This window comes from Limosilactobacillus sp. C0001E2, from assembly GCF_056590915.1.
Map to the genome: position 1 here is coordinate 250,673 of NZ_JBWPXC010000002.1, position 23,426 is coordinate 274,098.

At 42.9% G+C, this 23,426-nt stretch carries 28 protein-coding genes; 4 read left to right on the forward strand and 24 right to left on the reverse strand.

From position 1 onward, the window contains the following. Positions 1 to 42 precede the first annotated feature (42 nt). The 7 genes from AC1EKL_RS03490 to AC1EKL_RS03520 form a co-directional block, all read right to left on the reverse strand. A complete protein-coding gene (locus AC1EKL_RS03490; protein ID WP_003672653.1) occupies positions 43 to 231 on the reverse strand; it encodes an SHOCT domain-containing protein in 189 nt (62 codons plus the stop codon). A 97-nt stretch (positions 232 to 328) separates the two neighbouring features. Then, entirely contained in the window at positions 329 to 751 is a 423-nt protein-coding gene (locus AC1EKL_RS03495) for a phage holin family protein (RefSeq protein WP_480188285.1), read from the reverse strand. Further along, positions 741 to 1,121 (reverse strand): phage head closure protein, encoded by a 381-nt coding sequence (locus AC1EKL_RS03500; RefSeq protein WP_480188284.1) that lies wholly within the window; start codon positions 1,119 to 1,121, stop codon positions 741 to 743. The genes AC1EKL_RS03495 and AC1EKL_RS03500 overlap by 11 nt, the downstream gene beginning before the upstream one ends. Continuing rightward, positions 1,122 to 1,400: a head-tail connector protein gene (locus tag AC1EKL_RS03505; RefSeq protein ID WP_087448597.1), complete on the reverse strand. Its 279-nt coding sequence runs from the start codon at positions 1,398 to 1,400 to the stop codon at positions 1,122 to 1,124. Positions 1,401 to 1,413: 13 nt separating this feature from the next. Next, entirely contained in the window at positions 1,414 to 2,592 is a 1,179-nt protein-coding gene (locus AC1EKL_RS03510; protein WP_480188283.1) for a phage major capsid protein, read from the reverse strand. 20 nt (positions 2,593 to 2,612) lie between these two features. Then, positions 2,613 to 3,275 carry a head maturation protease, ClpP-related gene (locus AC1EKL_RS03515; RefSeq protein ID WP_480188282.1) on the reverse strand — a complete coding sequence of 221 codons (663 nt, stop codon included), beginning with the start codon at positions 3,273 to 3,275 and terminating at the stop codon, positions 2,613 to 2,615. Further along, positions 3,272 to 4,528: a phage portal protein gene (locus tag AC1EKL_RS03520; protein WP_480188281.1), complete on the reverse strand. Its 1,257-nt coding sequence runs from the start codon at positions 4,526 to 4,528 to the stop codon at positions 3,272 to 3,274. Before AC1EKL_RS03520 ends, AC1EKL_RS03515 begins: the two co-directional genes overlap by 4 nt. An 80-nt stretch (positions 4,529 to 4,608) precedes the next feature. Here AC1EKL_RS03520 and AC1EKL_RS03525 point away from each other — a divergent pair, with 80 nt between their 5' ends. After that, positions 4,609 to 4,746 (forward strand): AbrB family transcriptional regulator, encoded by a 138-nt coding sequence (locus AC1EKL_RS03525; protein WP_239460495.1) that lies wholly within the window; start codon positions 4,609 to 4,611, stop codon positions 4,744 to 4,746. Positions 4,747 to 4,886: 140 nt separating this feature from the next. Here AC1EKL_RS03525 and AC1EKL_RS03530 read toward each other — a convergent pair whose 3' ends face one another. The 17 genes from AC1EKL_RS03530 to AC1EKL_RS03610 form a co-directional block, all read right to left on the reverse strand. Further along, positions 4,887 to 5,048, reverse strand: a complete 162-nt coding sequence (locus tag AC1EKL_RS03530; RefSeq protein ID WP_003672640.1) for a hypothetical protein — start codon at positions 5,046 to 5,048, stop codon at positions 4,887 to 4,889. A gap of 27 nt (positions 5,049 to 5,075) precedes the next feature. After that, a complete protein-coding gene (locus AC1EKL_RS03535) occupies positions 5,076 to 6,665 on the reverse strand; it encodes a terminase large subunit (protein WP_480188280.1) in 1,590 nt (529 codons plus the stop codon). 65 nt (positions 6,666 to 6,730) lie between these two features. Next, complete coding sequence (locus tag AC1EKL_RS03540) at positions 6,731 to 6,937, reverse strand: DUF5049 domain-containing protein (RefSeq protein WP_003672638.1); 207 nt, start codon at positions 6,935 to 6,937, stop codon at positions 6,731 to 6,733. Next, positions 6,930 to 7,562, reverse strand: a complete 633-nt coding sequence (locus tag AC1EKL_RS03545) for a hypothetical protein (RefSeq protein WP_480188279.1) — start codon at positions 7,560 to 7,562, stop codon at positions 6,930 to 6,932. The genes AC1EKL_RS03540 and AC1EKL_RS03545 overlap by 8 nt, the downstream gene beginning before the upstream one ends. Positions 7,563 to 7,635: 73 nt before the next feature. Beyond that, positions 7,636 to 8,865, reverse strand: coding sequence for a site-specific DNA-methyltransferase (locus AC1EKL_RS03550; RefSeq protein ID WP_480188278.1), 1,230 nt, complete (start codon positions 8,863 to 8,865; stop codon positions 7,636 to 7,638). Next, positions 8,865 to 9,407 (reverse strand): P27 family phage terminase small subunit, encoded by a 543-nt coding sequence (locus AC1EKL_RS03555; protein WP_480188277.1) that lies wholly within the window; start codon positions 9,405 to 9,407, stop codon positions 8,865 to 8,867. The genes AC1EKL_RS03550 and AC1EKL_RS03555 overlap by 1 nt, the downstream gene beginning before the upstream one ends. Positions 9,408 to 9,529: 122 nt before the next feature. After that, positions 9,530 to 9,907, reverse strand: a complete 378-nt coding sequence (locus AC1EKL_RS03560) for an HNH endonuclease (RefSeq protein ID WP_480188276.1) — start codon at positions 9,905 to 9,907, stop codon at positions 9,530 to 9,532. 134 nt (positions 9,908 to 10,041) lie between these two features. Further along, entirely contained in the window at positions 10,042 to 10,512 is a 471-nt protein-coding gene (locus tag AC1EKL_RS03565; RefSeq protein ID WP_480188275.1) for a restriction endonuclease, read from the reverse strand. Continuing rightward, positions 10,481 to 11,863 carry an SNF2-related protein gene (locus AC1EKL_RS03570; RefSeq protein ID WP_480188274.1) on the reverse strand — a complete coding sequence of 461 codons (1,383 nt, stop codon included), beginning with the start codon at positions 11,861 to 11,863 and terminating at the stop codon, positions 10,481 to 10,483. The genes AC1EKL_RS03565 and AC1EKL_RS03570 overlap by 32 nt, the downstream gene beginning before the upstream one ends. Continuing rightward, on the reverse strand, positions 11,823 to 12,125 hold the full coding sequence (locus tag AC1EKL_RS03575) for a VRR-NUC domain-containing protein (protein WP_480188273.1): 303 nt from the start codon (positions 12,123 to 12,125) through the stop codon (positions 11,823 to 11,825). The genes AC1EKL_RS03570 and AC1EKL_RS03575 overlap by 41 nt, the downstream gene beginning before the upstream one ends. A 194-nt stretch (positions 12,126 to 12,319) precedes the next feature. Further along, positions 12,320 to 14,500: a phage/plasmid primase, P4 family gene (locus AC1EKL_RS03580; protein WP_480190200.1), complete on the reverse strand. Its 2,181-nt coding sequence runs from the start codon at positions 14,498 to 14,500 to the stop codon at positions 12,320 to 12,322. A gap of 2 nt (positions 14,501 to 14,502) precedes the next feature. Next, on the reverse strand, positions 14,503 to 14,901 hold the full coding sequence (locus tag AC1EKL_RS03585; RefSeq protein ID WP_087449017.1) for a DUF7768 domain-containing protein: 399 nt from the start codon (positions 14,899 to 14,901) through the stop codon (positions 14,503 to 14,505). Between the two features lie 94 nt (positions 14,902 to 14,995). Continuing rightward, positions 14,996 to 16,930: a DNA polymerase gene (locus AC1EKL_RS03590; protein ID WP_480188271.1), complete on the reverse strand. Its 1,935-nt coding sequence runs from the start codon at positions 16,928 to 16,930 to the stop codon at positions 14,996 to 14,998. Between the two features lie 50 nt (positions 16,931 to 16,980). After that, on the reverse strand, positions 16,981 to 17,556 hold the full coding sequence (locus tag AC1EKL_RS03595; protein WP_480188479.1) for a DUF2815 family protein: 576 nt from the start codon (positions 17,554 to 17,556) through the stop codon (positions 16,981 to 16,983). Continuing rightward, positions 17,534 to 18,676 (reverse strand): DUF2800 domain-containing protein, encoded by a 1,143-nt coding sequence (locus AC1EKL_RS03600; protein WP_480188270.1) that lies wholly within the window; start codon positions 18,674 to 18,676, stop codon positions 17,534 to 17,536. The genes AC1EKL_RS03595 and AC1EKL_RS03600 overlap by 23 nt, the downstream gene beginning before the upstream one ends. After that, complete coding sequence (locus AC1EKL_RS03605) at positions 18,669 to 18,992, reverse strand: hypothetical protein (protein ID WP_480188269.1); 324 nt, start codon at positions 18,990 to 18,992, stop codon at positions 18,669 to 18,671. Before AC1EKL_RS03605 ends, AC1EKL_RS03600 begins: the two co-directional genes overlap by 8 nt. Positions 18,993 to 19,280: 288 nt before the next feature. Continuing rightward, on the reverse strand, positions 19,281 to 19,814 hold the full coding sequence (locus tag AC1EKL_RS03610) for a sigma-70 family RNA polymerase sigma factor (RefSeq protein WP_480188268.1): 534 nt from the start codon (positions 19,812 to 19,814) through the stop codon (positions 19,281 to 19,283). 397 nt (positions 19,815 to 20,211) lie between these two features. Between AC1EKL_RS03610 and AC1EKL_RS03615 the strand changes: the two genes are divergently transcribed. The 3 genes from AC1EKL_RS03615 to AC1EKL_RS03625 are packed head-to-tail and all read left to right on the forward strand — an operon-like array spanning position 20,212 to position 23,421. Further along, the gene (locus AC1EKL_RS03615; protein ID WP_480188267.1) at positions 20,212 to 21,201 is read left to right on the forward strand and encodes an ABC-three component system protein; all 990 of its coding nucleotides are present in this window, start codon (positions 20,212 to 20,214) and stop codon (positions 21,199 to 21,201) included. Further along, positions 21,188 to 21,625 (forward strand): ABC-three component system middle component 2, encoded by a 438-nt coding sequence (locus tag AC1EKL_RS03620; RefSeq protein WP_480188266.1) that lies wholly within the window; start codon positions 21,188 to 21,190, stop codon positions 21,623 to 21,625. The genes AC1EKL_RS03615 and AC1EKL_RS03620 overlap by 14 nt, the downstream gene beginning before the upstream one ends. After that, complete coding sequence (locus AC1EKL_RS03625) at positions 21,622 to 23,421, forward strand: coiled-coil domain-containing protein (RefSeq protein WP_480188265.1); 1,800 nt, start codon at positions 21,622 to 21,624, stop codon at positions 23,419 to 23,421. Before AC1EKL_RS03620 ends, AC1EKL_RS03625 begins: the two co-directional genes overlap by 4 nt. Positions 23,422 to 23,426: the final 5 nt, after the last annotated feature.

Genomic DNA, 23,426 nt, shown 5'->3' on the forward strand with positions numbered 1-23,426 from the left:
CAGTGTGTGATGTTAGCTCTAAAAGCTTGATATAGCAACGATTCAGACCATTAACTCAGCTAATAGTGGCGGAAAAGATTGTCGGTTTAATTTTTCAATTTCTTCAAACTGACTTTGATTGATTAGTCCGCGAGCTAGAAAATCTTCTGCGATGGCTTGGGCTTGATGGTAGTGCAAGTCATCAATGATTTCTTGGGTCGTAATTTTAAATTCCATTTTTGGTTTATCCATTGTAATCACCTCTAGTTAATAGCCAAAGAAAATGGAAAAATAAACCTGTGCAAAAGAAAAAAGCCTGCGGAAATTAATCCACAGGCCAAAAAGGAGATTATTGATCATTACGATCGTCATTTTTATCGTGTAGTTGCTTGAGTACTTCCTTAAGTTTTTCAGGAACGGGCAAACCCAAGCGGGGGGCATTCTCTAACAGTGAGATGCCTTCGTTGGAAACATAAAAGAAAATCGTGGCGGTGCGAATTGCCGAGCCATTTTTGAGCAGGTAGACATCCAGGGCATGGGCGATTCCTACCAAAATTAAGATGAGGACTTTACGCATAATGCCCTTAAAGCCAATTTCACTGGATAGCTTCCGCTCACTAATAGCGCGGAGAACACCCGTCAGGTAATCAACGGCCATGAAAATCAACAAGACATATAGCAAGTCATCAAAGCCACCTAAGAACCAGCCTAAAAAAGCTCCGACAATTCCAAACCACGAGTTAACCGAAAAGGCACTTAAACTAATCTTCATCCGGTGGTTGCACTCCTTTACTATAATTTGCTTTGATTTCTAAGTATTCATTCCGATACTTGACGTTATCAATAAAACCAATGTTGTAGCCCCGGCCATCGAACCAAATATTAGTCTTTTCATCAATGTCTGGGCGATAGCGCACGATGAAAGATAGCTGCTTTTCGAGTTTTACTGACACCGCAGTATAGTATTCTTGCCCATGAAGAGCAGAAACTTTGGCCCAAACATTAGCAAAGACCACATTTCTTTCCAGTGGCTGATAAGTATTAGGATTGCGGCCGTAGGTTTCGATTTTCATTAGTTGAATCCGCTGGTTTAATTCGTCAATATCCGCAATCTTGCTGGTTCGATTATTTTGTTTTTGCATCTAAAAGGCCTCCTTTCGGTAGGGTGTTAAGATGGCCCTTAGAAATTTGACCATGGCATCAAAGTCAGCCGTTTCTCGGTACTCATAAAGGTAGGCCAAGCAGTAGAGCACAGCGGTATGGATATCTTCTGGAACCTGGTCAAACTCAGCTAAAGGCCTACGGAGGATGTTTTCTACGATTGTGGCAGCAGAATTGATTAAGCGAGTAATCAGCTGATCTTCATTAGTGCCATCAACTCTTAAGTAGGTCTTAGCTTCCTCCAAACTAACAATTTCCACAAACTCCGCCTCCCTACTTAGCAGCCATTGACATAAACTTGATGGCCTCAGGCAAGATTACCTTAGCATCGACACGTTGCGAACCTAAGTAGCCAACTTGACCAGTTACAGCATAGAGTTCGTTGAGACGCTTGAAGGTGCGACCTTGACGATCGGCAATCCAGTAGTAGTTGAAGTCCCCAAATAAAACTGGCTTGGCGCTAGCAGCTAAGCTTGGCATGTATTGACTGGTAAGAACCGGGCAGTTAAGAATGCGGTCGGGCTGACCAGCTTGCACAGAAGGTTGCCAGATGTATTGATCATTTTTGTCTTTCAGTTTGCGGACAGCTTTGACAGTGTCATCGCTCATGATGAAGACAGCATTCTTGCGGTAAGGTGCTCTCAAGGAATGGAAGAGATCAATCAAGTCATCGAAGTTAATGTCGGTTGCACTCTTGGCAGTTGAGCCTAAAGTAGCTCCAGTGGTGTCATTAAGAATTCCGGTTGGCTGTCCACTTCCTGTCCCGGTTAAGAAGGCCTTTTCTTCTGCATCACCCAATCGGCGACCGAACTCTTCAGACAAATAGCCCATTAAGTTAAAGGCGGAATCGTTGAGAAGTTCTTCGGAAACTTTGATCAAAGTACCAAGTTTGTGCGCACCAAGGGATACTTGACTAAATTGAGTATTGGATTCGGTGTAGGCAGCTTCTTCTTCCATCCAGGCAGCCGTTCCTTCAGTTGCCACAATTGGAATCTTATGTTCACCGCTGTTGGTTTTGATTACATGGCTGATTGAACGAAGAATATTTGCTTCATGAAGCTTTTGAATCAGTTGCTTTTCAAATTCATCTGGGACTAAGTAGCCACCATCAGGGTCCGTGCCTTCTTTTAAGGCATTAGTCACTGGTGCCTGTCCGCGCATTAAGTTCCAGAAGTCTTGGCTGTAGTTTGTGACTAGTCCTTGCTCATCAGTAGCAGGATTGGTGGTTAAAGGTTGACTTGTAGGCAGTTTAAGCTGGTTATCGATTTCCATTTGTTTAGTGAGACGGTCGATTTCCTTGCCAAGACTTACCACGTCGGCTTCCATCTTTTCATAGGTGGCATTATCTTCAGCCGACAAGACATCACTTTCTTGGTGCTTTTCGTCTAAAAAGTCCTTAGCTTGTTGCCAAATCTTGGCACGCTTGGTTTGTAGTTCAGTTAATTTACTCATTGAAAAATTCCTCCTTGAAGTTAGTGGGGTAGTAAAAAGAGCCACCTTTGTAGCGACTCAATTGGGTAGTGATTTTTGGATTGTAATTTGTTGAGAATTTGCAGGTTAACTTGGCGCTCGGAATAAGTATAGCTGTCAGAGACGGTTTCAGAGTTGAGCACTTCATCCGCAAAGCCTAACTCAATTGCTTTATTTGGATTCATCCAAGTTTGCTCATCCATCAAGGCAGCAATCTTGCCTCGTGGTAGGCCAGTCTTGATTTCATAGGCATTGATGATACTTTCTTTAGTTTCATCAAGTTGCTGGATGGCTTTGGCCATGTCAGATCGGTTACCAGCTGCAATGGTTAATGGATTATGGATCATCATTAAAGCAGTGGGTGCCATTGAAACTTTGGTGCCAGCCATGGCAATGACTGAAGCTGCCGAAGCCGCAATGCCAGCTATTTTGACATTAACGTCATCCGGATAACTCATTAACATGGTGTAGATTTGACTAGCAGCTACACAGTCGCCGCCGGGAGAATTGAGCCAGACATCAATCGGGCCACGGCTTTGATTTAATTCGTCTTGAAAAACTTGGGGGCTGACTTCATCATCAATCCATGAATCAGGAGCAATGGTCCCGTTGATGGTTAAGGTTGGGGTATTATTTTCGCTGCTCCAATTCCAGAAACGTTTCATGCTTGATCACTTCCTGTCGTTTTAGTTTGATAAAATTGTCCTGCATCCTTAACTGGTAGCATATTGCCGTTGACCAGATATTCATCGCCACCATCTTCAGCGGGGATTCGGTTAAGGTCTTCTAATTCTCGGATATCATTGGCCGAAAGCCAGCCATTTTGGCGACCGATTGCATAGCCGTTCATCCGGCTTTCGTAGTCACCGCGCATCAGACCGTCAACATTGAATTTGATGAAGTAGCGACCTTGTTCTTCTGGACTAAGAAGTTGTTGGTTCATGGCTTGTTCCCAGCGAACGCACCAAGGGTTCAAGGTATACTTCACGAACTCTAAGGATTGTTGTTCGATATTGGAAAAAGTCGAGCGCTCCAAGTCGCCAATCATATGGGGCGGAATCCGGAAGATGCGGGCAATTTCATCCAGCTGGAACTTTCTGGTATCTAAGAACTGTGCTTGGTCCGGCGGAATGGATAACTGATGAAAAGTCATGCCTTCTTCTAATACCGCAATACTATGACCACTGGGACCTGAGAATTGAGATTGCCAACTTTTACGAAGACGCTCTGGATCTTTGACAACATTGGGGTGTTCGAGAATACCGCCTGGGGTCGCATCATTTTTGAAGAAAGTGGAGCCATACTGCTCAGCAGCTAAAGACAGACCAATGGCATTTTTAGCCAAGGCAATTGGACTGTAGCCAATTAGACCATCAAAGCCAAGGCCAGCAATATGAAGCACTTCATCACTTAGAAGAATGACTTGTTTTGACTCGTCCTTTGCTTGGTAGTCATCATAGTTGCGCGTGTAGGTGTAGTAGAGCTCACCATTGCGAGCTCGGTTAACATCCATGCGATCAGGCATTAGGGGATAGAGCCCGGTAATTTGCCCCTGACCATTACGGATGATCTGGGCATAAGCATTGCCCCAGAGCAGGAGATGGTTCATCATAGTTTCTCTAAAAATAAAACTGGTCATCTCAGGATTAGGGGCATCATGAAGCAGGAAGGATAATGAGTGGTCATTAACCCGTTGCTTGCCACCATCATCAGTTAGCTGGTAAAGATGCAAAGGTAAGGTCGCTAAACTTTCAGCAAGAACGCGGACGCAGGCATAAACGGCCGTATTTTGCATGGCAGTTCGTTCAGTCACGTTTTGCCCAGCCGTAGTGCTGCCAAAGAGAAATGACATGGTACTGGACAAGGTGTTTTTAGGTGAGGCCTTGTTGGTGTGAAATAGTTTATTGAAAATACTCATTGTGAAATTCCTTTCGTGGCTTTGATTCAATACTTATGAGACAATAAAGGTGTCACATGATAATTCGAGAGGTGATATTTATGGATAAAATTCCAACAGCAGAAGATTGGGCAGAGCTACTCAAAAATTTTCCAGTTGAAGATATTGAAATAGATGAGAATGGTCACTATGATCCTGAAAAACATCCTGAGTTTCACGACTGGATGGTTAATGGCTAAGGAGATAGTTGTTAGTAATCCTGCTGAGATTAAAGAGACTACACAGAATTTAAGGCTGTACTACTACATGTGGTATAGCCTTTTTGAATCGGAGCATAATAAAAGCACCGACCCGCTAAAAGTCGATGCCTTAGTGTTTATTAGTTATCGTTTTCATGTTTAAGTAGCTGTGCTTGTACTTGTTCAGCAGTGAAAGTTCTTCCGTTCTCAAAATCGGAGAAACCTTTTTGAATCTCATTATCAAATTGTTCTTTGGTTAGTAATGAGATATCAATTGGCGCTTTGCCTTGCTCATGGTTCATAACAATCTTCCTCGCTTTCTTGAATCATTATATCAACAATAATCCGCGATTGTCATAAACAGAATCTCCATCACCGCCTTCATTGCGGATAGCGCGATCAAGCCCCATGATAGTAGCGACAACGCCATCAATCTTCTCAGTTGACTTGGCTTTGTCAGGCTTAATATTGCCGGCTGGATCAGTGCGAATGTAGATGTTATTCATCATCCAGCGCAGAACCGGCTGACCACCGTGAGCGATTTTCTTTTCTAAGGTTAAGCGCATCAGTTCTTTAGTTGGCGGGGTCATATCCTTGAAGCCCTGGCCAAAGGGAACCACAGTAAAACCCATACCTTCGAGGTTCTGAACCATTTCTACAGCGCCCCAACGGTCAAAGGCAATTTCTCGGATGTTGTACTTCTTTCCCAGTTCTTCAATAATGTGCTCGATGTAGCCGTAATGGACAACATTGCCTTCTGTTGTTTGCAAGAAGCCTTGTTGTTTCCAAATATCATAAGGAACATGATCTCGCCGGACTCGCAAATCAATATTATCTTCTGGAATCCAGAAGTAGGGCAGCAGGGTGAAGCCTTCACTGTCATCAAGTGGCGGAAAGACTAAGACAAAAGCCGTGATGTCGGTTGTCGATGATAAGTCAAGCCCGCCATAACAAGGTCGTCCCCGCAATTGATTTGGATCAACTGGAAAAGCACACGCGTCCCATTTGTCCATTGGCATCCAGCGGACATCTTGTTTTAAGCGCAGCTGGCGGAAAGTATTCTCTTCTGCCGGGTTTTCTTTAGCCGAATTATAGGCATCTTTTACCTTTTCCATGGCTACGGTAACCCCTAAAGAGGGATTGGCCTTTTTCCATACTTCTGGATCTGACCAGTCTTCTTCGCGATCAGCCCCATAGATAACCGGGTAAAATCGCGGGTCATGCTTGCGGCCTTCCATGATGTCGAGCGCCTTTTGATGAACTTGATAACAAATGGAATGCTCATCGGTTCCAGCAGTGGTAATCAAAAAGTAAAGGGGTTGAGTTCTGGCATCACCGGAGCCTTTAGTCATCACGTCATATAACTTACGGTTTGGCTGGGTATGCAGCTCATCAAAGATTACTCCTGAAACATTGAAGCCGTGCTTGGAGTAGGCATCCGCTGAGAGGACTTGGTAGAAGCTGTTGGTTGGTTCATAGATCAGCCGTTTTTGCGAGGCGAGGATCTTACAGCGCTTCTTTAAGGCTGGATTCATCCGCACCATGTCAGCCGCAACATCAAAGACAATGGCAGCTTGTTGGCGATCAGCGGCGCAACCATAGACTTCAGCTCGCTCTTCGCCGTCTGCACAACAAAGCAATAGGGCAACAGCGGCAGCGAGTTCAGATTTACCTTGCTTTTTAGGAATTTCTACATAGGCTGTGTTGAATTGGCGGTAGCCATTGGGTTTCAAAATACCAAAAAGGTCACGAATGATTTGTTCTTGCCAGTCGATTAATTCGAAAGGCTTCCCGGCCCAGGTGCCCTTAGTGTGACAAAGGCACTCGATAAAGGAAACCGCAAAGTCAGCGGCATCCTTGTCGTAAGTAGAATCTTTAGTCATAAAGCGGCTAGGCTGATAATTCTTGAGTTTATTCAAAGAGGGATCACATCCTTTCGGGTAGCTAAAAAGGCACTAACTATAGTGGTCAATGCCTTAGTTGGTTAATTGAATTTTCCTGTCATGATTAAGTTTAAATATCCGGCTCGATCTTCATGAATGTACTCGATAAGGTCGTGGCAGTTGTAGTAATAGGCTAAGCGCTCAACATTTGGCACATCAAACATGTTTACTTCGCCAGTATCTCTGATGGTTAAGACTTGCTTGCGAATCCGGTCGCGCTTAGCTAATTCATCTTCAATTCTACGCATGGTTAGTGGCCCCCTTCCTAAATTCACATGATCCATGAAGCTTACTCAGTAGAATCTTTCTTGCTTCCTTATACTTAGGCCCGATGAAGCCAAGCTGAAGGAGAAAACAGCGGAAAGCATAGCGCGGATTTTCGTATTCGCGCGGTTGCGTAATCACACGGGTTCGTTTTTTGGCGTAATCAACCAGGTGATTTAAAAAGAGCTGATAAGCCTGAGCTTCTTTTGGCTCGATTTCCTTAAACCAGTCTAAGCTCACTTTTTCGTCCGTTACCTCTAGCGGCAAGCTATCAATGGTAAGGACTTCTTTGATTAAGTTGCCCTTAGCCCAGATTAGCTGGCGCAAATGGTCGAGAGAAGATTCATCAAAATTCTGGCGGTTATAGCTGAGCTTTAGGTTGATTTTGTCATCTTTAGGATTAAATCCTTGCTTTGCCAAGGCTATTAATAAGGGCTGGATGTTTTCCTCCTGGTACACCAATTCACCATTTTGGGTGACAGTGTAGGGACCAATCTTATAAGCGTAGGTTGGTGTGTATTGGTATTCGGCCTTGCAGTTTGTGAAGTTGGCAATGGCCGTGACTAATTGCTTGCGGTTTTTACCTGTTACACCAAAGTTAATAATCATTTTCTGTACCTCTCTTTCGTTTTGGTACTGTATATATCACTCTGAAAGGCACAGATAGCAAGGATTTAGCGAGTTATTTATCACGCTTTACCACTTCAGAGTAGGGGATTGTTTTCCCATCTCGCTCCACAGATACATCTTGAACAGAGCCAACTTGCTCGATGTAGCGTTTGACAATGACATCGCAGTATTTTTCATCTAGCTCCATCATGAAGCAGGTGCGCTTGGTTTGTTCACAAGCAATTAAGCTTGAACCAGAGCCGCCAAAGGGATCAAGGACCGTGCAGTTGGTCATGGTTGAGTTCATGATTGGATAGGCCAAAAGTGAAATTGGCTTCATGGTTGGGTGTTCCTTGCTTTGCTTAGGTTTATTGAACTCCCAGATGGTTGATTCCTTGCGGCCAGTGTACCATTCGTGTTTACCAGTTTTCTTCCAGCCATAAAGAACGGGTTCGTGTTGCCACTGGTAAGGCGAGCGACCTAAAACTAAAGATTGCTTCTTCCAGATGCAGCAACCAGATAAATAAAAGCCAGCATCTTGAAAAGCGCGACGGAAGTTTAATCCTTCCGTATCGGCATGGAAAACATAGATGCTGGCATCATCGGCCATAGCTTGATTCATATTTTGAAAGGCAGCCAGAAGAAATTGATAGAACTTGTCACTGGCTTGATGGTCATTTTTGATCTTGCCAGCTTTGCTTTGGTAGTCGACGTTATAGGGTGGGTCAGTAAGAACCAAGTTAACCTGCGTTTTACCGAGCAACTTTTGGTAGGATTCTGCTTCAGTCGCATCACCGCAAAATAGGGTGTGGCGACCAAGATGCCAAATGTCCCCAGCTTGAGAAAAGGTGGGCTGCTTTAATTCAGCATCAACATCGAAATTGTCATCCTTAGTGTTGCTATCAGTTTCTAGCAGGTCGGCAATTTCACTTTCGTCAAAACCAGTTAGGGAAACATCAAAGGCAGATGCTTCTAAATCAGAGATTAAGAGGCCAAGTTTGGCTTGATCCCAGGCACCACTGATTTTATTTAAAGCAACGTTGAGGGCCTTTTCTTTGGCTTCATCAAAGTCAACAACTACACAGTCGACTTCAGTAAGACCTTCGTCTTGAAGGATTTTCAAGCGTTGGTGACCACCAATGACGTAGCCGGTTTGTTTATTCCAGATGATTGGGTCAACATAGCCAAATTCGTGAATTGAGCGTTTTAGTTTTTCAAATTCTGGATCCCCAGGCTTTAAATCTTTACGAGGATTATAGTCTGCAGGGATTAGTTTATTGATCTTTTGTTTGATAATTTGCATTAGTATTTTCCTTTCCGGGTTCTTAATAGCCGCTCCATCACATCATCTTGAGGAGTAGTGCCTTGATAAGCGGCCGCGTTGTTTTCTTTGACCACTTGAAAAATCTGAAACCAAAGCTGACTAGATTGCTTCATGTAATCCCGGCTCATTGCCACGTAAGGTGAAGCGATGGCATTGCCAGTTGTGGGGTGGCGGGCTAGAAAGCCAAACCTTGAGATACACTCTTCACATTGAATCCAGCGAATGACGCTGACTGCGTATTGCTCAATTAGCTGGGTGTTGACTAGTCGTTCACAGCCACGATCAACTAGCCACTGCCAAGTTTCTTTGAAGATGTCTGCGGCATCAAATTCGAGCCCGCTTTTTTGCTCGGCCTTCAGGTACTTTTTAACGGGAGGCATCACATGACCTTCAAGATTAGCGGGTTCTGGCAGGTCGATTACATTTGCTTCTTGCCCGTCAGCGAGCTTATCATGCAGTGATTTAGGTTTTCGTCCAGCCCCGACCCTTGCGCCACCCCGATTAGTACCATCTTTAGCCAAGTTATCCCTCCTCTCTAATGGTGGGGGTTAATACCCCGTTTGAAATCAAATTTTTGTACGCGAAGGCCCACGCCCGTTCCCACGGCGCCTTTTTGTAAGGATTTGAATGGCCCCTTCCTAAGTTAATAGTGATAAGCGCGCCTCTTTTGGTGCCAGCGGTCGTCCATTTGTGCGGTGATGCGTGAGTGGCAGGCTTTACAAAGTGCCATTAAGTTTTTGAAGTCATTAGTTCCACCGTGCTCAAGTGGCAAGACGTGGTGGACTTCAGTAGCCTTAGTAAAGCGATCTTGCGAGCGACACATCTCGCAGAAAGGATGAAGGCGCAGGTAGCGCTGACGAATCTTGGGCCAACCACGGTGGTAGCGTTGGTGATGAGTTTTTGGTCGTTGGTAGTGATTGTAATTGTGATTCATGACTTGAGTGTGCTTCTTGCAGTAAGTTTGATGAGTAAGCTGGGGGCAGCCAGGGTAGCGACACGGTTTCTTTGGTGCGTAAGGCATAAGCAAGCCTCCTTTCTGCGGGCATAATAAAAGCCCAGTGGTCGCTTAGAACCACTAGGCTAGTCGAGTAGCTACTACTTTACACTATTAGTATACCACCGCTCGATAAGAAAAGTGTTCGGATTTTTACCGACTTAGTGGTGGCTGCCATAAAGAAAAAGCGTCAGGTGATCGAGGGCTTGATTTTTCTTGTTGTAAGCAGTCGACTTGGCAATGAAGAAGTGGTTACTGACAAGTAATAGTCCCTTGTTTACTGATTGGTTAGGTGTTCGGTAACAGACATCAAGCAACCACTGCTCATCTTCAGTTAGTTCTTGCCAGGCGGGTTCAAACCACTTTAGGTAGGCTAGTGCTGCCTGGTAGCGTTCGTTGGCCTGTTCTAATTTTGTCAGGCCTTCAATCAGATGATCTTCTTGATGATTGCCAAAACTTGCTCTGCCAGTTGTTAATTTAGGTTGTGGGCTAGTAATGCCTAACATCTTATCTTGAAGATGGCTGCGCTGGTTTTGATAATCATCAATGATGAAGCGCATATCGTTGTAGTCTTTTAAAGCTGCGATGGTCGCATTGCGTTTATCCAAGTAGTTCCACATAATGTTGTTCATGCTCCTTACCTCCATTAAGTTCTGCCTTGACAGCTTCAATCAAGGCCAGCTGGCTCTTATCCTTTCTGGCTAAGGCCTGCATAATTTGTTCATCGATCGTGCCACTGGTAATTAAGTGGTGGATGACAACCGGCTCCTTTTGTCCTTGGCGCCAAAGCCGAGCGTTAGTTTGCTGGTACAATTCTAGACTCCAAGTCAGGCCAAACCAGATAAGGGTGGAGCCACCAGCTTGCAAGTTTAAACCGTGACCAGCAGCAGCTGGATGAATGATGCCGATAGGAATCCGACCCTCATTCCATTCTTTAATGTCGGCAGCGGTTTTAATTTCACGAACCTTGAAGCGCTGTTTAATCTGAACCAAATCATGCTTGAACCAATAGGCGATCAAGACTGGCTTGCCATTAGCGCCTTCAATTAAATCTTCCAGGGCATCAAGCTTTCTCTGGTGGATAAGAATCTGGTGTTTGTCCTCATCGTAGACGCAGCCGTTAGCCATCTGGGAGAGCTTATTGGCCAGCGATGCCGCATTTAAAGCATTGATTTGTTGGTGCTGGACCTCTACGATGAGTTGATTTTTCAAAGTATCATAGGCTGCTTGTTCACTGGGGCTTAACTTTACTTTGACTTGATTCATGGTTAAAGGCGGCATCTGCAAGTAGTCTTTACTGCGCATGGAGATGGTGATGTCATTAATCTGATCATAGATAGCCTCTTCGGCGTGTGGCTTTGGTTTATAGGTCCAAACCACATATTGATTACGTTTGTCTGGCAAAAAGTAACGCTCGCGATAATGTGAGATGTATCGTCCTAATCTTTGCCCCATGTCTAGCACCTTGAATTCGGCCCACAAATCCATCAAGCCATTGCTGGACGGCGTACCAGTTAAGCCGACGACACGTTTAACAAGAGGGCGAACTTTCATTAAGCTCCTAAAGCGTTTAGCTTGGTAAGACTTGAAACTTGATAATTCATCGATGACTAACATGTCAAAGTCAAAGGCAACCCCAGAATCCTCTACCAACCACTTCACGTTTTCGCGGTTGATGATGTATAGATCTGTATCTGCTAGTAGGGCAGCTTTGCGCTGGGCAGGGGAACCAATTACAACTGAGTAGCTGAGGCCTTTTAAGTGGTCCCATTTCTGGATCTCATCAGGCCAGGTGCTTTTGGCCACCCGCAATGGTGCAATCACTAAAACCTTGTGGACCTGGCCTTGCTGGATGAGTTGATTGATGGCGGTTAAAGTGATGACGCTTTTGCCTAAACCCATGTCCAGTAAAATCGCAGCAATGGGGTGTTCTAAGATAAAGTTAGTCGCGTAGGCTTGGTAAGGATGGGCTTTGTATTTCATTCAGGATTCCTCCAATCTGATTTAAGTTGTCACAGACAAAGACCTTAAAGCCCAAGTCTTGTAGTTGCTTGATACAGTTAACTTGCAGAGGGCGAGGGCGTTTGCCGGGAGCTTTCATTTCGACAAAGCCCATCAGACCGTGTGGCAGGAGCACAATTCGGTCTGGTACTCCGGCCATCGATGGTGAAGTGAACTTCAGGCACAGGCCACTGCGCTGTTTGGTGTCTTTAACAAAGGCTGCTTCAATTTGTTTTTCTCGCATTTGTAAGATCTCCTTTCAATTAAGTTTCATCCAGCTGTGTTGGTCGTGATGGTCATCTTCCTATCTTTCTATATATTTTATTTACTCTTTTTACCTTCTATATAAAGTTATAGAAGAGAGTAACACGACATACACAGTAAAGTTAAAGTGCTGATATAAAGACATTCTTGATGATGATTAAGTGCAGGTCGGTGTTAGTCGAGGAAGTCTTCTGCTTTCAGACATAAACCATAAACCAGGACCCCGCTATTTTTGCGATGACGTTTAAAGCCGGCATTTTCTAGAGCCGTGTAAAAGTCGGATGTGCTTCTAGTGTATTCTCCAATACCCTGACAGTATTCACGGTATTTTTGATAGAGTTCTCCCGACTTTTGCGTATAATCATGGCCAACCACACATTTTTCAGAAATGAAGTGTCCCAGCCAGTCGTTATCAGCGTGATAATCTTGAATGGCCTGCTTTACAACTTTGGGGGTGCTTAACTGGTAATTTTGCTGGATGATGCGCTGTGCACCCTCAATAATCCATTGCAAAACTGCTGGCCCCGCTTGCTCGGTTAAGTAGGCTGTGTAGTTTTTAATATCCGAGCGACTAGTGATTTTTGCCTTGAAGGGGATCACGATTAAACGTCGCCAAATACCGTCATCATTACCGCCAACATGGGGTAGGTAGTTGGTATAGAGGACAATCGTGTGGCTAGGTGTAAAGGAGAAGGGTTTCATATATTTCTTTTCGGCATAGATTTCATCCGTTGAACAGAGCTGCTTGATGGTAGAAGTGTTGAGCCGCTTACCTTCTTCAAGTTCAGCCGAGATAATGAGTCGCTTGCCCTTTACTTCTGCCATTTCAGGCTTAACATTGCGTCGGACACCAACAGTCAAAGCATCTGATGATAAATGGCCGGTATAGCTGCCAAGAACGCTAGCGATAGTGTTCCAAAAGGTTGATTTACCATTGCAACCATCGCCATAAGCAATAATTAGGGCCTCAAGGTAAACTTGACCAATGGCAACTAAACCGACAATTTCTTGAACATAATTAATTAAGCCCTGGTCATTACAAAAGAAAGTATTCAGGGATTCTTGCCAGACATCCATTCCTTGAGGACTAGGAGCGCAACTTGTAGATTTAGTAATCAACTCACTGGCCATAATATCTTGCTTGCCCCGCATTCCTTTTTTGAGATTGAATGGACCAACAGGTGTATTCAACAAGAATGGATCCGCGTCAAACTCGTTCAATTCTTTATTAAGTAGTGGCCGGGAGTTAATTAATACACCACTAATTCCGCGCACACTTCGTTCTTTTAAGATGAACTTTTGGTATTGGATAGCTTGTTCATAGTCATTTAAGGTTTGAAGTTGGGTATCGTTTAATTCTTTAATGGCTTTAGCTCGCCCGAGGTTTTTAACCAGCAAACTGACCCCATTTTGATTGATGACTTTCTTTGCTTGCTCAATGCGGATTTGAGCATCATTTAATTGCCTGTCAGTGAAGCGTTGAACTTCACCTAACGCTAAGGGTTCTGACTCCTGCCAAATCTTGCCATCAAACCACATGAAGCCCGATTGGCTGGTGTAACAAACTCGCTGCTTATAGTTATCAACAAAGACGTAAGTTTCGCCGGTATCAGAGTAATCACTGGGTTGTAGAGTATCATCGGGCTGATTGTACTCAGCTGGTGGCACATAGCCAGGCCGGGCGGCCATCTTCTTGCCAAACTTCAAAGCGCTGTGCCAGATTGCGTTGAGTTCCTGATCAGGTAATGGTAGATCACACTTATCGGCTTCATCAAGAAAGGCTTGGTAGGCCTGGTCAGTTGCACCTAGCCGCATAATGACTCGGCCAGCAAAATGAGAAAGGGTGGCATTGCGCTTGCCTTCTGGTATTTGGTTAGCTGCTTGATCAAAGAAACGTTTGCTCATCATGAACTGATCTACCGTTAAGCTGCCTTCATGCAAATCAACTTTAGTAGCAGGCGTGCCAAAAACAAACCGAGCCGCATCTAAAGCATTAGCATCAAAATAAGGAAAATACACGTGAAACTTTGGTCGAGCCGCTTTGCCATGTTTTTCCTTCATGTGGTTACGGGAAAAGGTAATCGCGTAAGCCACGTCTTCAAAGTAATTTGATAGATCGCTGGGTTTAATCCAGCCACCTGGGTCTTCGGTGTGGTCATTATCACAATCCATTACCAAGCAGTCAGCTTGAAGAAAATTAGCTAGCGAGCGTTGTCCATTTTTAAAAAGTCCGCAAACATGGTCATTTTTAACTGCCGTTTGCAAATCTGAAGCAGAATTAATTTCTTGGACACTTTGATAATGGGTGTTGCTGGCAATGCCGCTAACTGTTGCAACTGAAAGAGTGAACTTCATTTTTACCAAGCCTCCATATCTTCATTGAAATAGCGAACGGGGATATCTTTAGCAAAAGCCTTCTTGATGAAGAACTTCATGTCACGAGTCGGCACGCCAAAAGACCAGACTTCTTCGCACTTAGCTAATAGCACTAAGCAAAGAAAGTTCATCACTTGAAAATCATGGTAGTGATGGAGGTTAACAAACTGGGGAAAGTAGAGCTGAGGGCAAATTGGAATCCCGCCAACTTCGTGGATATAACGGCAATAATCCCGCACTTGAGTTAGAACCTCTCTATCACCTTTGACTACTTCGCTAAAAGGTGCAGCCACAAAAATTAATGGGCGGTAATTTGGGTTAGGTCGCCCTATGCGCAGCTTTTTGATAGCTTCTGGAGCTTGAAGAATTTCTTCTGACATTTGTTTCAGATCCTTTCTAAAATTACTATTTGGGGGCAAGAAAAAACGCCCTCATCTAATAGCCAGAAGAGAGCGAAAAATAAACCTATTTGAGTTAATCTTTTTGATAAAAATCACCAACAAAGCCAGCCGCATTTAAAATTAAGCCTTTAGCCCAGCTTGGCGTTTCAGTCATGATGGCAATAATTTCATCGAGAGACTTTCCTTTTGGGGCTTCAATTACCGTTTCATCGTGGATATGCATGACAGATGGGTAGCCGGCTTTTTCCAAACGAAACATAGCCCAAGCTAGTAAATCGCGACTAGTTGCTTGAACGATATTTTCGACCAGCTTAGCACCGTAAGTTTCAATTCGGCCCCACTTCTTGACCGTGTTAATTCCCATGAAGGTAATTGATTCACTGCCAAAACGGTTAAGGCCAATCTTAGGCTGGGGATAACAGAGCCTGCGACCAGAGCGCAGCTGAATAAAAAGGCAGTTGCCCTGGTAGCTGAAGTTCATTCCGTGCGTATTTGTATGAAGGTGAGTACGGATGCAGTTTTTAGCCGCTTGATCGACATCCCACCAAAATTGCACAATGTTGGGACTAGCCTCTCGCCACATGGTAACTAAGGGTGGTAGTTCGTCTTCGGTTAATCCCATCTTGGTTGCTCCCATGGCCTTTAGAGCGCCAACCGATCCCCCATAGCCAAGGGCTAGTTCGGCAATCTTACCTTTTTGACGCAGTTCGCCATTGATGCCATGTTTAACGACCGGCATGCCAAACATCTGACTGGCAGATTCACAGTAAATGTCTTTATTTTGCGCAAAGGCTTCTTGACGCCATGTTTCGCCAGAAAGCCAAGCAATCACACGCGCTTCAACAGCTGAAAAATCGGCTACGTAAAATGAATAGCCAGCTTTAGGGATAAAAGCCGTCCGGATGAGTTGAGAAAGCACATCGGGAACGGAATCATAAAGTAGCCCGAGTGTTTCAAAGTTGCCTTGCTTGACCAAGCTACGGACAGCTTGCAATTCTGGTAGGGAGTTGCGGGGCAAGTTTTGTACTTGAACCAAGCGTCCAGCCCAGCGACCTGTGCGGGTAGCTCCATAAAATTGCAGGAGACCATGGACTCGGTGGTCGTCGCTCATAGCATTTTGCATGGCCTGGTATTTCTTGATGCTAGATTTAGCCAGAAGTTGGCGCAGGGTGAGCACCTCTTTAACTTGGCCGCTGCTAGTTTTTACTAAGTCGGCAACCGCATCTTTAGCCAGGGAATCAACCTGAATGCCTTGCTCGTTCAGCCAAGTCTTTAGCTGGAGTGGTGAGTTAGGATTATCAAGGCCGGTGATCTTTTGCGATTTAGCAAAGTATTGCTTACGGAAGGTTTGGTCACACTTGATGGCATTATCGACTAGCTCTTGGTCAATTAAAATCCCGCGGTCGTTGATCCGTTGGTCCATCCAGTAGAGTTCCCATTCTGATTGGGGGACTAGATAAGAACCGAGCTTTTGTGAGATAGCCATTTCAACTTCCACGTCACGCTGGTTATATTCCTTGAATAGTTGCCACTTATCTGGAGCATGGTAGGGAAAATTCCGGGTGCGACCTTGGTTAATTTTAGTTGGCATGCAAGGCGTGCAGAAATATTTCACTAGTTCTTTACCCGCAGTAATTTTCTGTTTGTCCAGTCCCAGAACTGCACCGACATCTTTAAGTGAGAGTGGCAAGCCCAATGTCGCAGCCCAAACCCTAGAACAGTGCCAACCTTGTGGATTTAATTGGTGTCCGACAAAGCTGGAGAGACAGACGCGTTCAAACTGAGCGTTGAAGGCTGACTTGATAATCCGAGGATCATCGAGGGCTTGATAAATTTCTGTTGGAATTTGTTCACCTTGGGTTAGATCAATTACTTCTACTGGGCCAAAATCAACTGAATAACCAAATAGTAAGAGTTCAAAATAGCTACTAGCAGCATAAGGATAAACGCCACTCTTAGCTAAGTTGACACTAGAGTAGGTTTCAATATCAATCGAGATTTGATGCATAAAATCATCCTTTCAAAAAAGAGCAGCACATTGGCTACTCTTAAGTCTTATTAAGCTAAAAAGTCAGGTTCGCTTTGCTCGCCAATTGCCGTGAAGTCATCACTAGCACTGCTATGACCACCTAAAGGTTCACCGTCACGGATTTTTTGGATATTGCCCAAACCACAAGCAACTCCGCGATTACCATTGGTATTGAAAGCATAAAAGCTGATTGAAACCCGCGCATAACAACCACTGTAGACTTCAGTTTGGTCAAGAATTGGTTGAACTTGTTTATCGACAATTTGTGGAGCGGTGATCGAATTGGCATTAATGAAGTAAGCATCCTTGTAGTTAACATCATCTTTTTCCAGGTCACCATCGCGAAGTGGCAGTTTTAAGGCCGCCTTATTAGGCTTTTTGCCACCAAACTTACCGATGCCTTCTTCAATTGCGACATCAATGGCTTTTTCGATCGCAGTTACAGTCTTAGTGTCAGACTTAGGGATAATCAAGCTAACAGAGTATTTTTCCTTGCCGCCATTGATGGACTTAGGCTCCCAGATGTTAGCGTAAGAAAGACGAGTATTGATTCCAGTAACAACTTTAGTATTTTGAGACATATTATTGTTCCTCCTTGAATTCATCAGCTGGGTTAGATTTAGCAATGTTTGGCCGTGGATCGCCATCAGCTACTAGCGTAGGTTTTCCGGATGGCTTGTAGACTTGATCACCCACAAGTTGGTCGAACTTTTGCTTGCCCAGTTGTTTTTCTAACTTAGTAATTGGTAGTAGTTTCTTCTGATAGATGTCAGTATAGCCGGCTGCCTGCAATTTTTCTGCGACTTTGTCTTCGTCGCGGTAGTGGCGAATTGAGCGACCTTCAACTAATTTAAAACCCGGCCAAATTTTGCCATGGTTGATAGCTAAGTCAGCAGCATAAGCTTTGACTTCATGAGCCCAACGATTGAGATCATCAACGTGTTCAAGCACTTCCCTAACTTCCGCATCGGTTAAAAGGTGAGGTGAAGCTAGCTGAAAACGTTCAAGCTTGTGATGATAATCGTAGCGCGCTCTTAGAACTGCATTGCAGGTTGAAAATTGACACCAAGGCCCATATCTGACACTGCCTTTACCCATGAAAGCTAACTCAGCTTTTTCCTTCAATTCAGTATTGGCCCAGTGCATCAGGTCTTTGACTGGGATAGACCAGGTACTGATGTTGTCCATGCGGGGTTGAAAGATAGTAGTTTCTACCTCGTCGATATTGTAGAGATTGCCAAACATCGCTAAAGCGCCAAGTGCATAGAGTTTCATCTGTGGATTATCGCGAGCAACTACTTTTACACCTTTGCCGTACTTGAAGTCGATAATGTGTAGTAAGTGGTCACTGACAATGACACAGTCGCCGGTTCCAAAACCTTCTGGAACATACTTGGAAAAGTCTAGCTTCAGCTCGACCTTGATCAAAGGATCCTTAGCAAACTTTTTTGCTTTAGTATATTGTTCCATAATATAGGAAGTGTAATCGTCGGTGAGTAGCTCCATTTCATCGCACTGGTAGTCGGAAGCTGGCCGTGGAAACTTCAGATCACCTAAAGCCCGGTGGACTTTGTATTCGGCTAGAGCATGAGCGGCGGTTCCTTCTGCGGCAGCAGTTGAAGTAGGATGCGGGAAGTATTGCTCAAGTCTTGGCAGTGGCGGAGCGCTGAGCCAGCGGTGGGCGTTTGAAGCTGATAAAAGCGCATGTTTAGTTGGACTAGGCATGATCTAACGCCTCGATACTGTAGTAAAGTTCTTCATAGTCTTTGGGATCGACATCCGATAACTTTTCGGCCTTGAACTGATGAAGAAGGTCCCGCACTTCCTTAGTTTTGCCAGCAGCAGCTTTTTCAGCTAGTTTTTGGCGGATCAATTCTTTATCGGCTTGGACGTCACGCTTTGGTGCTTCAATCTCTTGCTCACTTTCATCAGCATTGATATTTGCCAAGGTGTCTTGAAAATCTTGAATCGTCTCATTTAATTGTGCGAGGGATTCACTAAGTTCACGGATGTTTTCGACAAATTCTTTAGTCTTGCTCATGCGTATTTTCCTCCTTGATGCGAATTTGTTTAACACTTGGACCAGGAGCAATTACCAGTACTTGGTTTTTACTTCCTAATAGGTAACGAAGAATTCGTTCACGAATCGTCAGTTGTTTAAAGCTAACTACGCCGTTAGAGCGAGGCTTGTTAGCAACTTAGATGGTAAGTTGATGTTGGGCCATAGTGGTCATCATTCCTTTCTACTGAATTTGGTGGGTTTAATAACCTCACACTTATTTGCCAGATGAAGGAGGGAAATAAACCTCCTTGGAGCAAAATTTTTAAATTACTTTTCTGCGTAATTCTCGTAGAATGTCCGCAGCCTCTTCTTAGCAGCTTCTAAATGTTTGTGAACCATCATCGGTGAGATATGCATTTGTTTAGCAATGATGTTTTGCTTTTCGCCTTTAAAGAAGAAGTGCTTGATAACATATCGTTGTTTGTCTGTTAAGGTATCTAGAGCTTCTGGGAGTAAAGCAACTAGACGTTTTTGTTCAGTAGCATCCTCTTGAGCGATTAACTGATCAAGAATTGCCTCTTTACCATAAGTTGAAGTAGCTTCAATTGATGCACGGTCTGCTAGACTACTGAATGAATCATTTTCGACTTCTTCTTCATTAGCTGATGATTGGAAGAACGAGTCTTGATATCGATAAAAACGATGGTCAGAATTGTACTGGTCATTATTAATGTCAAGAATGACTTCACCAACCGCTTCATCAACGGTGACAGTTTGACCAGACATTCCTTTGATTCGAACGATAAATCCACTGTCTTGCTTAGTAACTACTTCATAATCCGTTTTCTTGAAAAACAACATAAAAATTCCTCCTCTTGGATCTCCCAAGCGAAGAAATTGAAAGGACGCAAAAAGCCACTAGAAAAGCGCGTTAAACAGACCTAAACGACTAAATCGCTTGGGTACTGCAACAGCGCCTTACTAGTGGCTTTGTTACAGAATGATATTTAATTCGGTAGCATGCTAGTAACAGATATTGGCCTTATACCTCATGCTGAACAGCTAAAAAAATATGCGAACGCATAAATTTAATGTTGAGCATCCACTCCGACGCATTTATAATTTAATGTGTGTAGGGGTATTGGTGCCGAGCACTAATCTCTAGCTGATGGTTTGATAATAACAATGTAAGGAAAATGCCTCAGCCAGAAAAAGTCAGATTTAGACAAAAAAGGTCAAATTGGGTGGAGTGACGTTTATGGATGTGAGTTTTAATCAAATACTCGGGATCTTAAAGAAGTACTGGACGGATAAAGATGGTACAGCGGGATATGATGTAGCTAGAAAAGTCATCAGCCTTATAACTACTGAGAAATTGCATGAGTTTAAATCCGATACAACTTACAAAACTATTTTTGCAACTGGTCCATCAAAAAGAGTGACTGCAAAAATACTTAACAATTTAGCCGGAGTAAGTATATTTGCGGATTATATAGAAGAAAATATCTCTGAAAATGGTAGAAGTAACCTTGCTAAAGACCTTAAAAAACTTACTGGAGTGCCTATGGATAGAGGTACAGTTGGGAGGGTATGCTATAACTTATTGGTTGATTCTCTGAAAGAAGGCAGCCATCTAAAAAATAATAAAAATAAAAAATCCCCACTCAAAAAAAGTGAGGAGGAAAAAATCGATGTTCGTAGTGGAGTTCATCAATATATAAGGTATGTGCGTGATAAAGAAGAAATCGATGTTGACGGAGTTTCTTTTAAAGTGTCTAAACACTTAATGAGCAACGAATTAGAAGTAACGCGTACTCTACCGTATTGTTATGCCCTTTTTGAAGCGTATTCGGAAAAAGGAAAACAAAATATTACTGCTGAAAACATAGAAAATAGTGATTATAAGAACCATTTTGAGAGACAAAAAAGGTGTTTTAACGAAGCTGCTTGGTATGAACGATCTTTGAGAGATACGGTGGTTGATTTTGATGATCAATATGATTTATTGAAACAGGATGTCTATGAAGGTATTGAGCCCGTTTATCATGATGAAGACTTCGGCACTGATGGTATCAAGAGGTTAAAAAAGGTTCATCAGCAAGTGGTTATTCTGCAGCTGGACAGATCAAATTTGAAAAATATTGACAATATCCTTGGAAACGACACTAAGAAGGGATTATGCCATGTTTTAGTTAATGATGGGAAAATAAAATCGTGGGTGAAGGTAGATTACGATGAAGTTATTTAATAGCAGATTTGAACTCGTATTACGAGTAATGTTGATACTTAAGAGTGCTAACAAAATAACAAAATCAAAAATATTAGCACTTGATCTAATGTCTACCTATGGTAAATCTTGTAAAATCGCAAATGAAAATTTGCATGGCAACAATCAGTTTGATATTTCAGAGGTAGCCATTCGAAAAAAACTAATTGATCAGGCAATCGCATATTTACGCTTGTATGAGCTAGCCGAGGAACTTTATGATTCAAGCTTAGGGTATACATACAGGCTGACAAGTAATGGAAGAAAAATTATTGATCAAGTCAATGATGATTACTCAAACAGTTATCAAAGGACTTTAAAAAAAGCAATTAAGTTAATTGGTAACAGAGATGATGAACAATTATTTTCAATGCTTAGCAAGCAATTTGATATGGAAGTGGGGTGATTGAATTGTCTTTTTATATCAAATCGGTGTGTGTTCAGGGGCATGGAGTTGAAGATGCAATCGTAAAATTTACGAAGGGCTTTAACTTGATTGAAGGTCTTTCAAATCATGGAAAGACAATGATTGTTCAGTTTATTGAGTATGCTTTTGGCGGTAGAAATCAGAAAGATTCGCTGTCCTTAAATATTGATAGTACAAGCTATACAACAGTAAAAGTAACGCTTCAAACAGAACAGGGTGAAGTAGAGTTAGTTAGAAATTTAGTTAAGAATAAGAGCACGATCAGAGCTATAAGCCAGGACAAAAGATTGCTAAGTGGGGACTACACTGCAAATAGCAGTACCGACAAAAAATTAAATATCGGTATTGCACTCTTACAATTAATAGATATGCCAACGGACCTATATCTCCCCAAAAATGAAAAAAGAGATCCAGGGCATGTTTCTTTCAATGTCTTGAAGCCACTGTGGTTACTAAATGAGAATGATATGCCGAATGATGATTCGGTACTGTTACCATCTAGCAATAGCGGCCTTTTCCTCAGCTCCCTACTGTATCTATTAAATGGAAAACGGATTGATACCTATAATTGGCAGGAAATTGAAAAAAGAAGGATTGTCAGAGACTATATTTCTGGGCAAATAGAAATGGCGGAGGATAAAAAATCTCGGTTAAGACAAAAAAGCAACGGAAATGAACCAAAACTACAGACGGAACTTGATAATTTAACTAAGCAATTAGATGAAGTATCCGTTCTTGTAACAGATAAACTCACTAAAAGTAAGGAACTCTTCAACCAGATGAGTGAGCTTAATGACAATCTGGTAGCAGCAGATGTAACCTTATCAAGGTATGAGTCACTGAAAGGGCAATATGTTTCTGATATTAAAAGGTTAAGCTTCATTGTTGATGGGGAAGTCGCCTTTGAAAACATTGAAGAACCTTTATTTTGCCCAGTATGTGGACAGCCAGTCATTAATGTAGAAAGCGAAACTAAGCACGTTGAAGCAGCCCAGAAAGAACTTTCTAGAACCTTAGCCTTATTAAACGACCTTGAGCAAGCAACAGCTAGTCTTGCCGAGGAGAAACTTTCTTTGCAAAAAAGATACGCTGAGCTAGAAAAGGAAAGTAATGCGATCCAAATAGAGCTTAATGAGAAGCTATATCCACGGTTGGATAAAATAAAAACAGCTGAAAAAGATTATCGAGAACAGATAGAGGTGGTATCGCAGGTTAAGGTTTTTGATGCCTTATTAGGAAAATGGACATTGAAGATTAACGAATTAACGGATGAAGGAATACCAGAAAAGGATGTTAAATTCAAACCAAAACAAGAGCTGGGAGAAAATTTTTATGATGATATGGGCGATATTTTAAATTGTCTGTTAGAAAAGGGAAACTACCCTAAACATCATGTCGCAACTTTTGGTCAAACTTCATTTGATATTATGATTAACGGTAAAAAGAAAAAAGTTAGTCATGGTAAAGGTTTCAGGTCATATTTGAATTCTGTTACAGTTATGGCTTTGAGCAAATATATAAATAAGAATGCACTATATAAACCTGAGTTTCTAATCATCGATACGCCACTTGAAGGACTATCAGAGAAATATAGTGATAATCCTAATGAAAGTATGAAACATGGCATTTTTGAGCTTTTCATAGATAGAGGCAAGAGTTACCAGACGATTGTTGTTGAAAATCCAGACCATTTACCAAGTGATATAGATTTTAAACACGAAGATATCAATGTGATTAGCTACGAAAATGAAGAAGGATTTTTAAAGGAAATCTAGGAGGT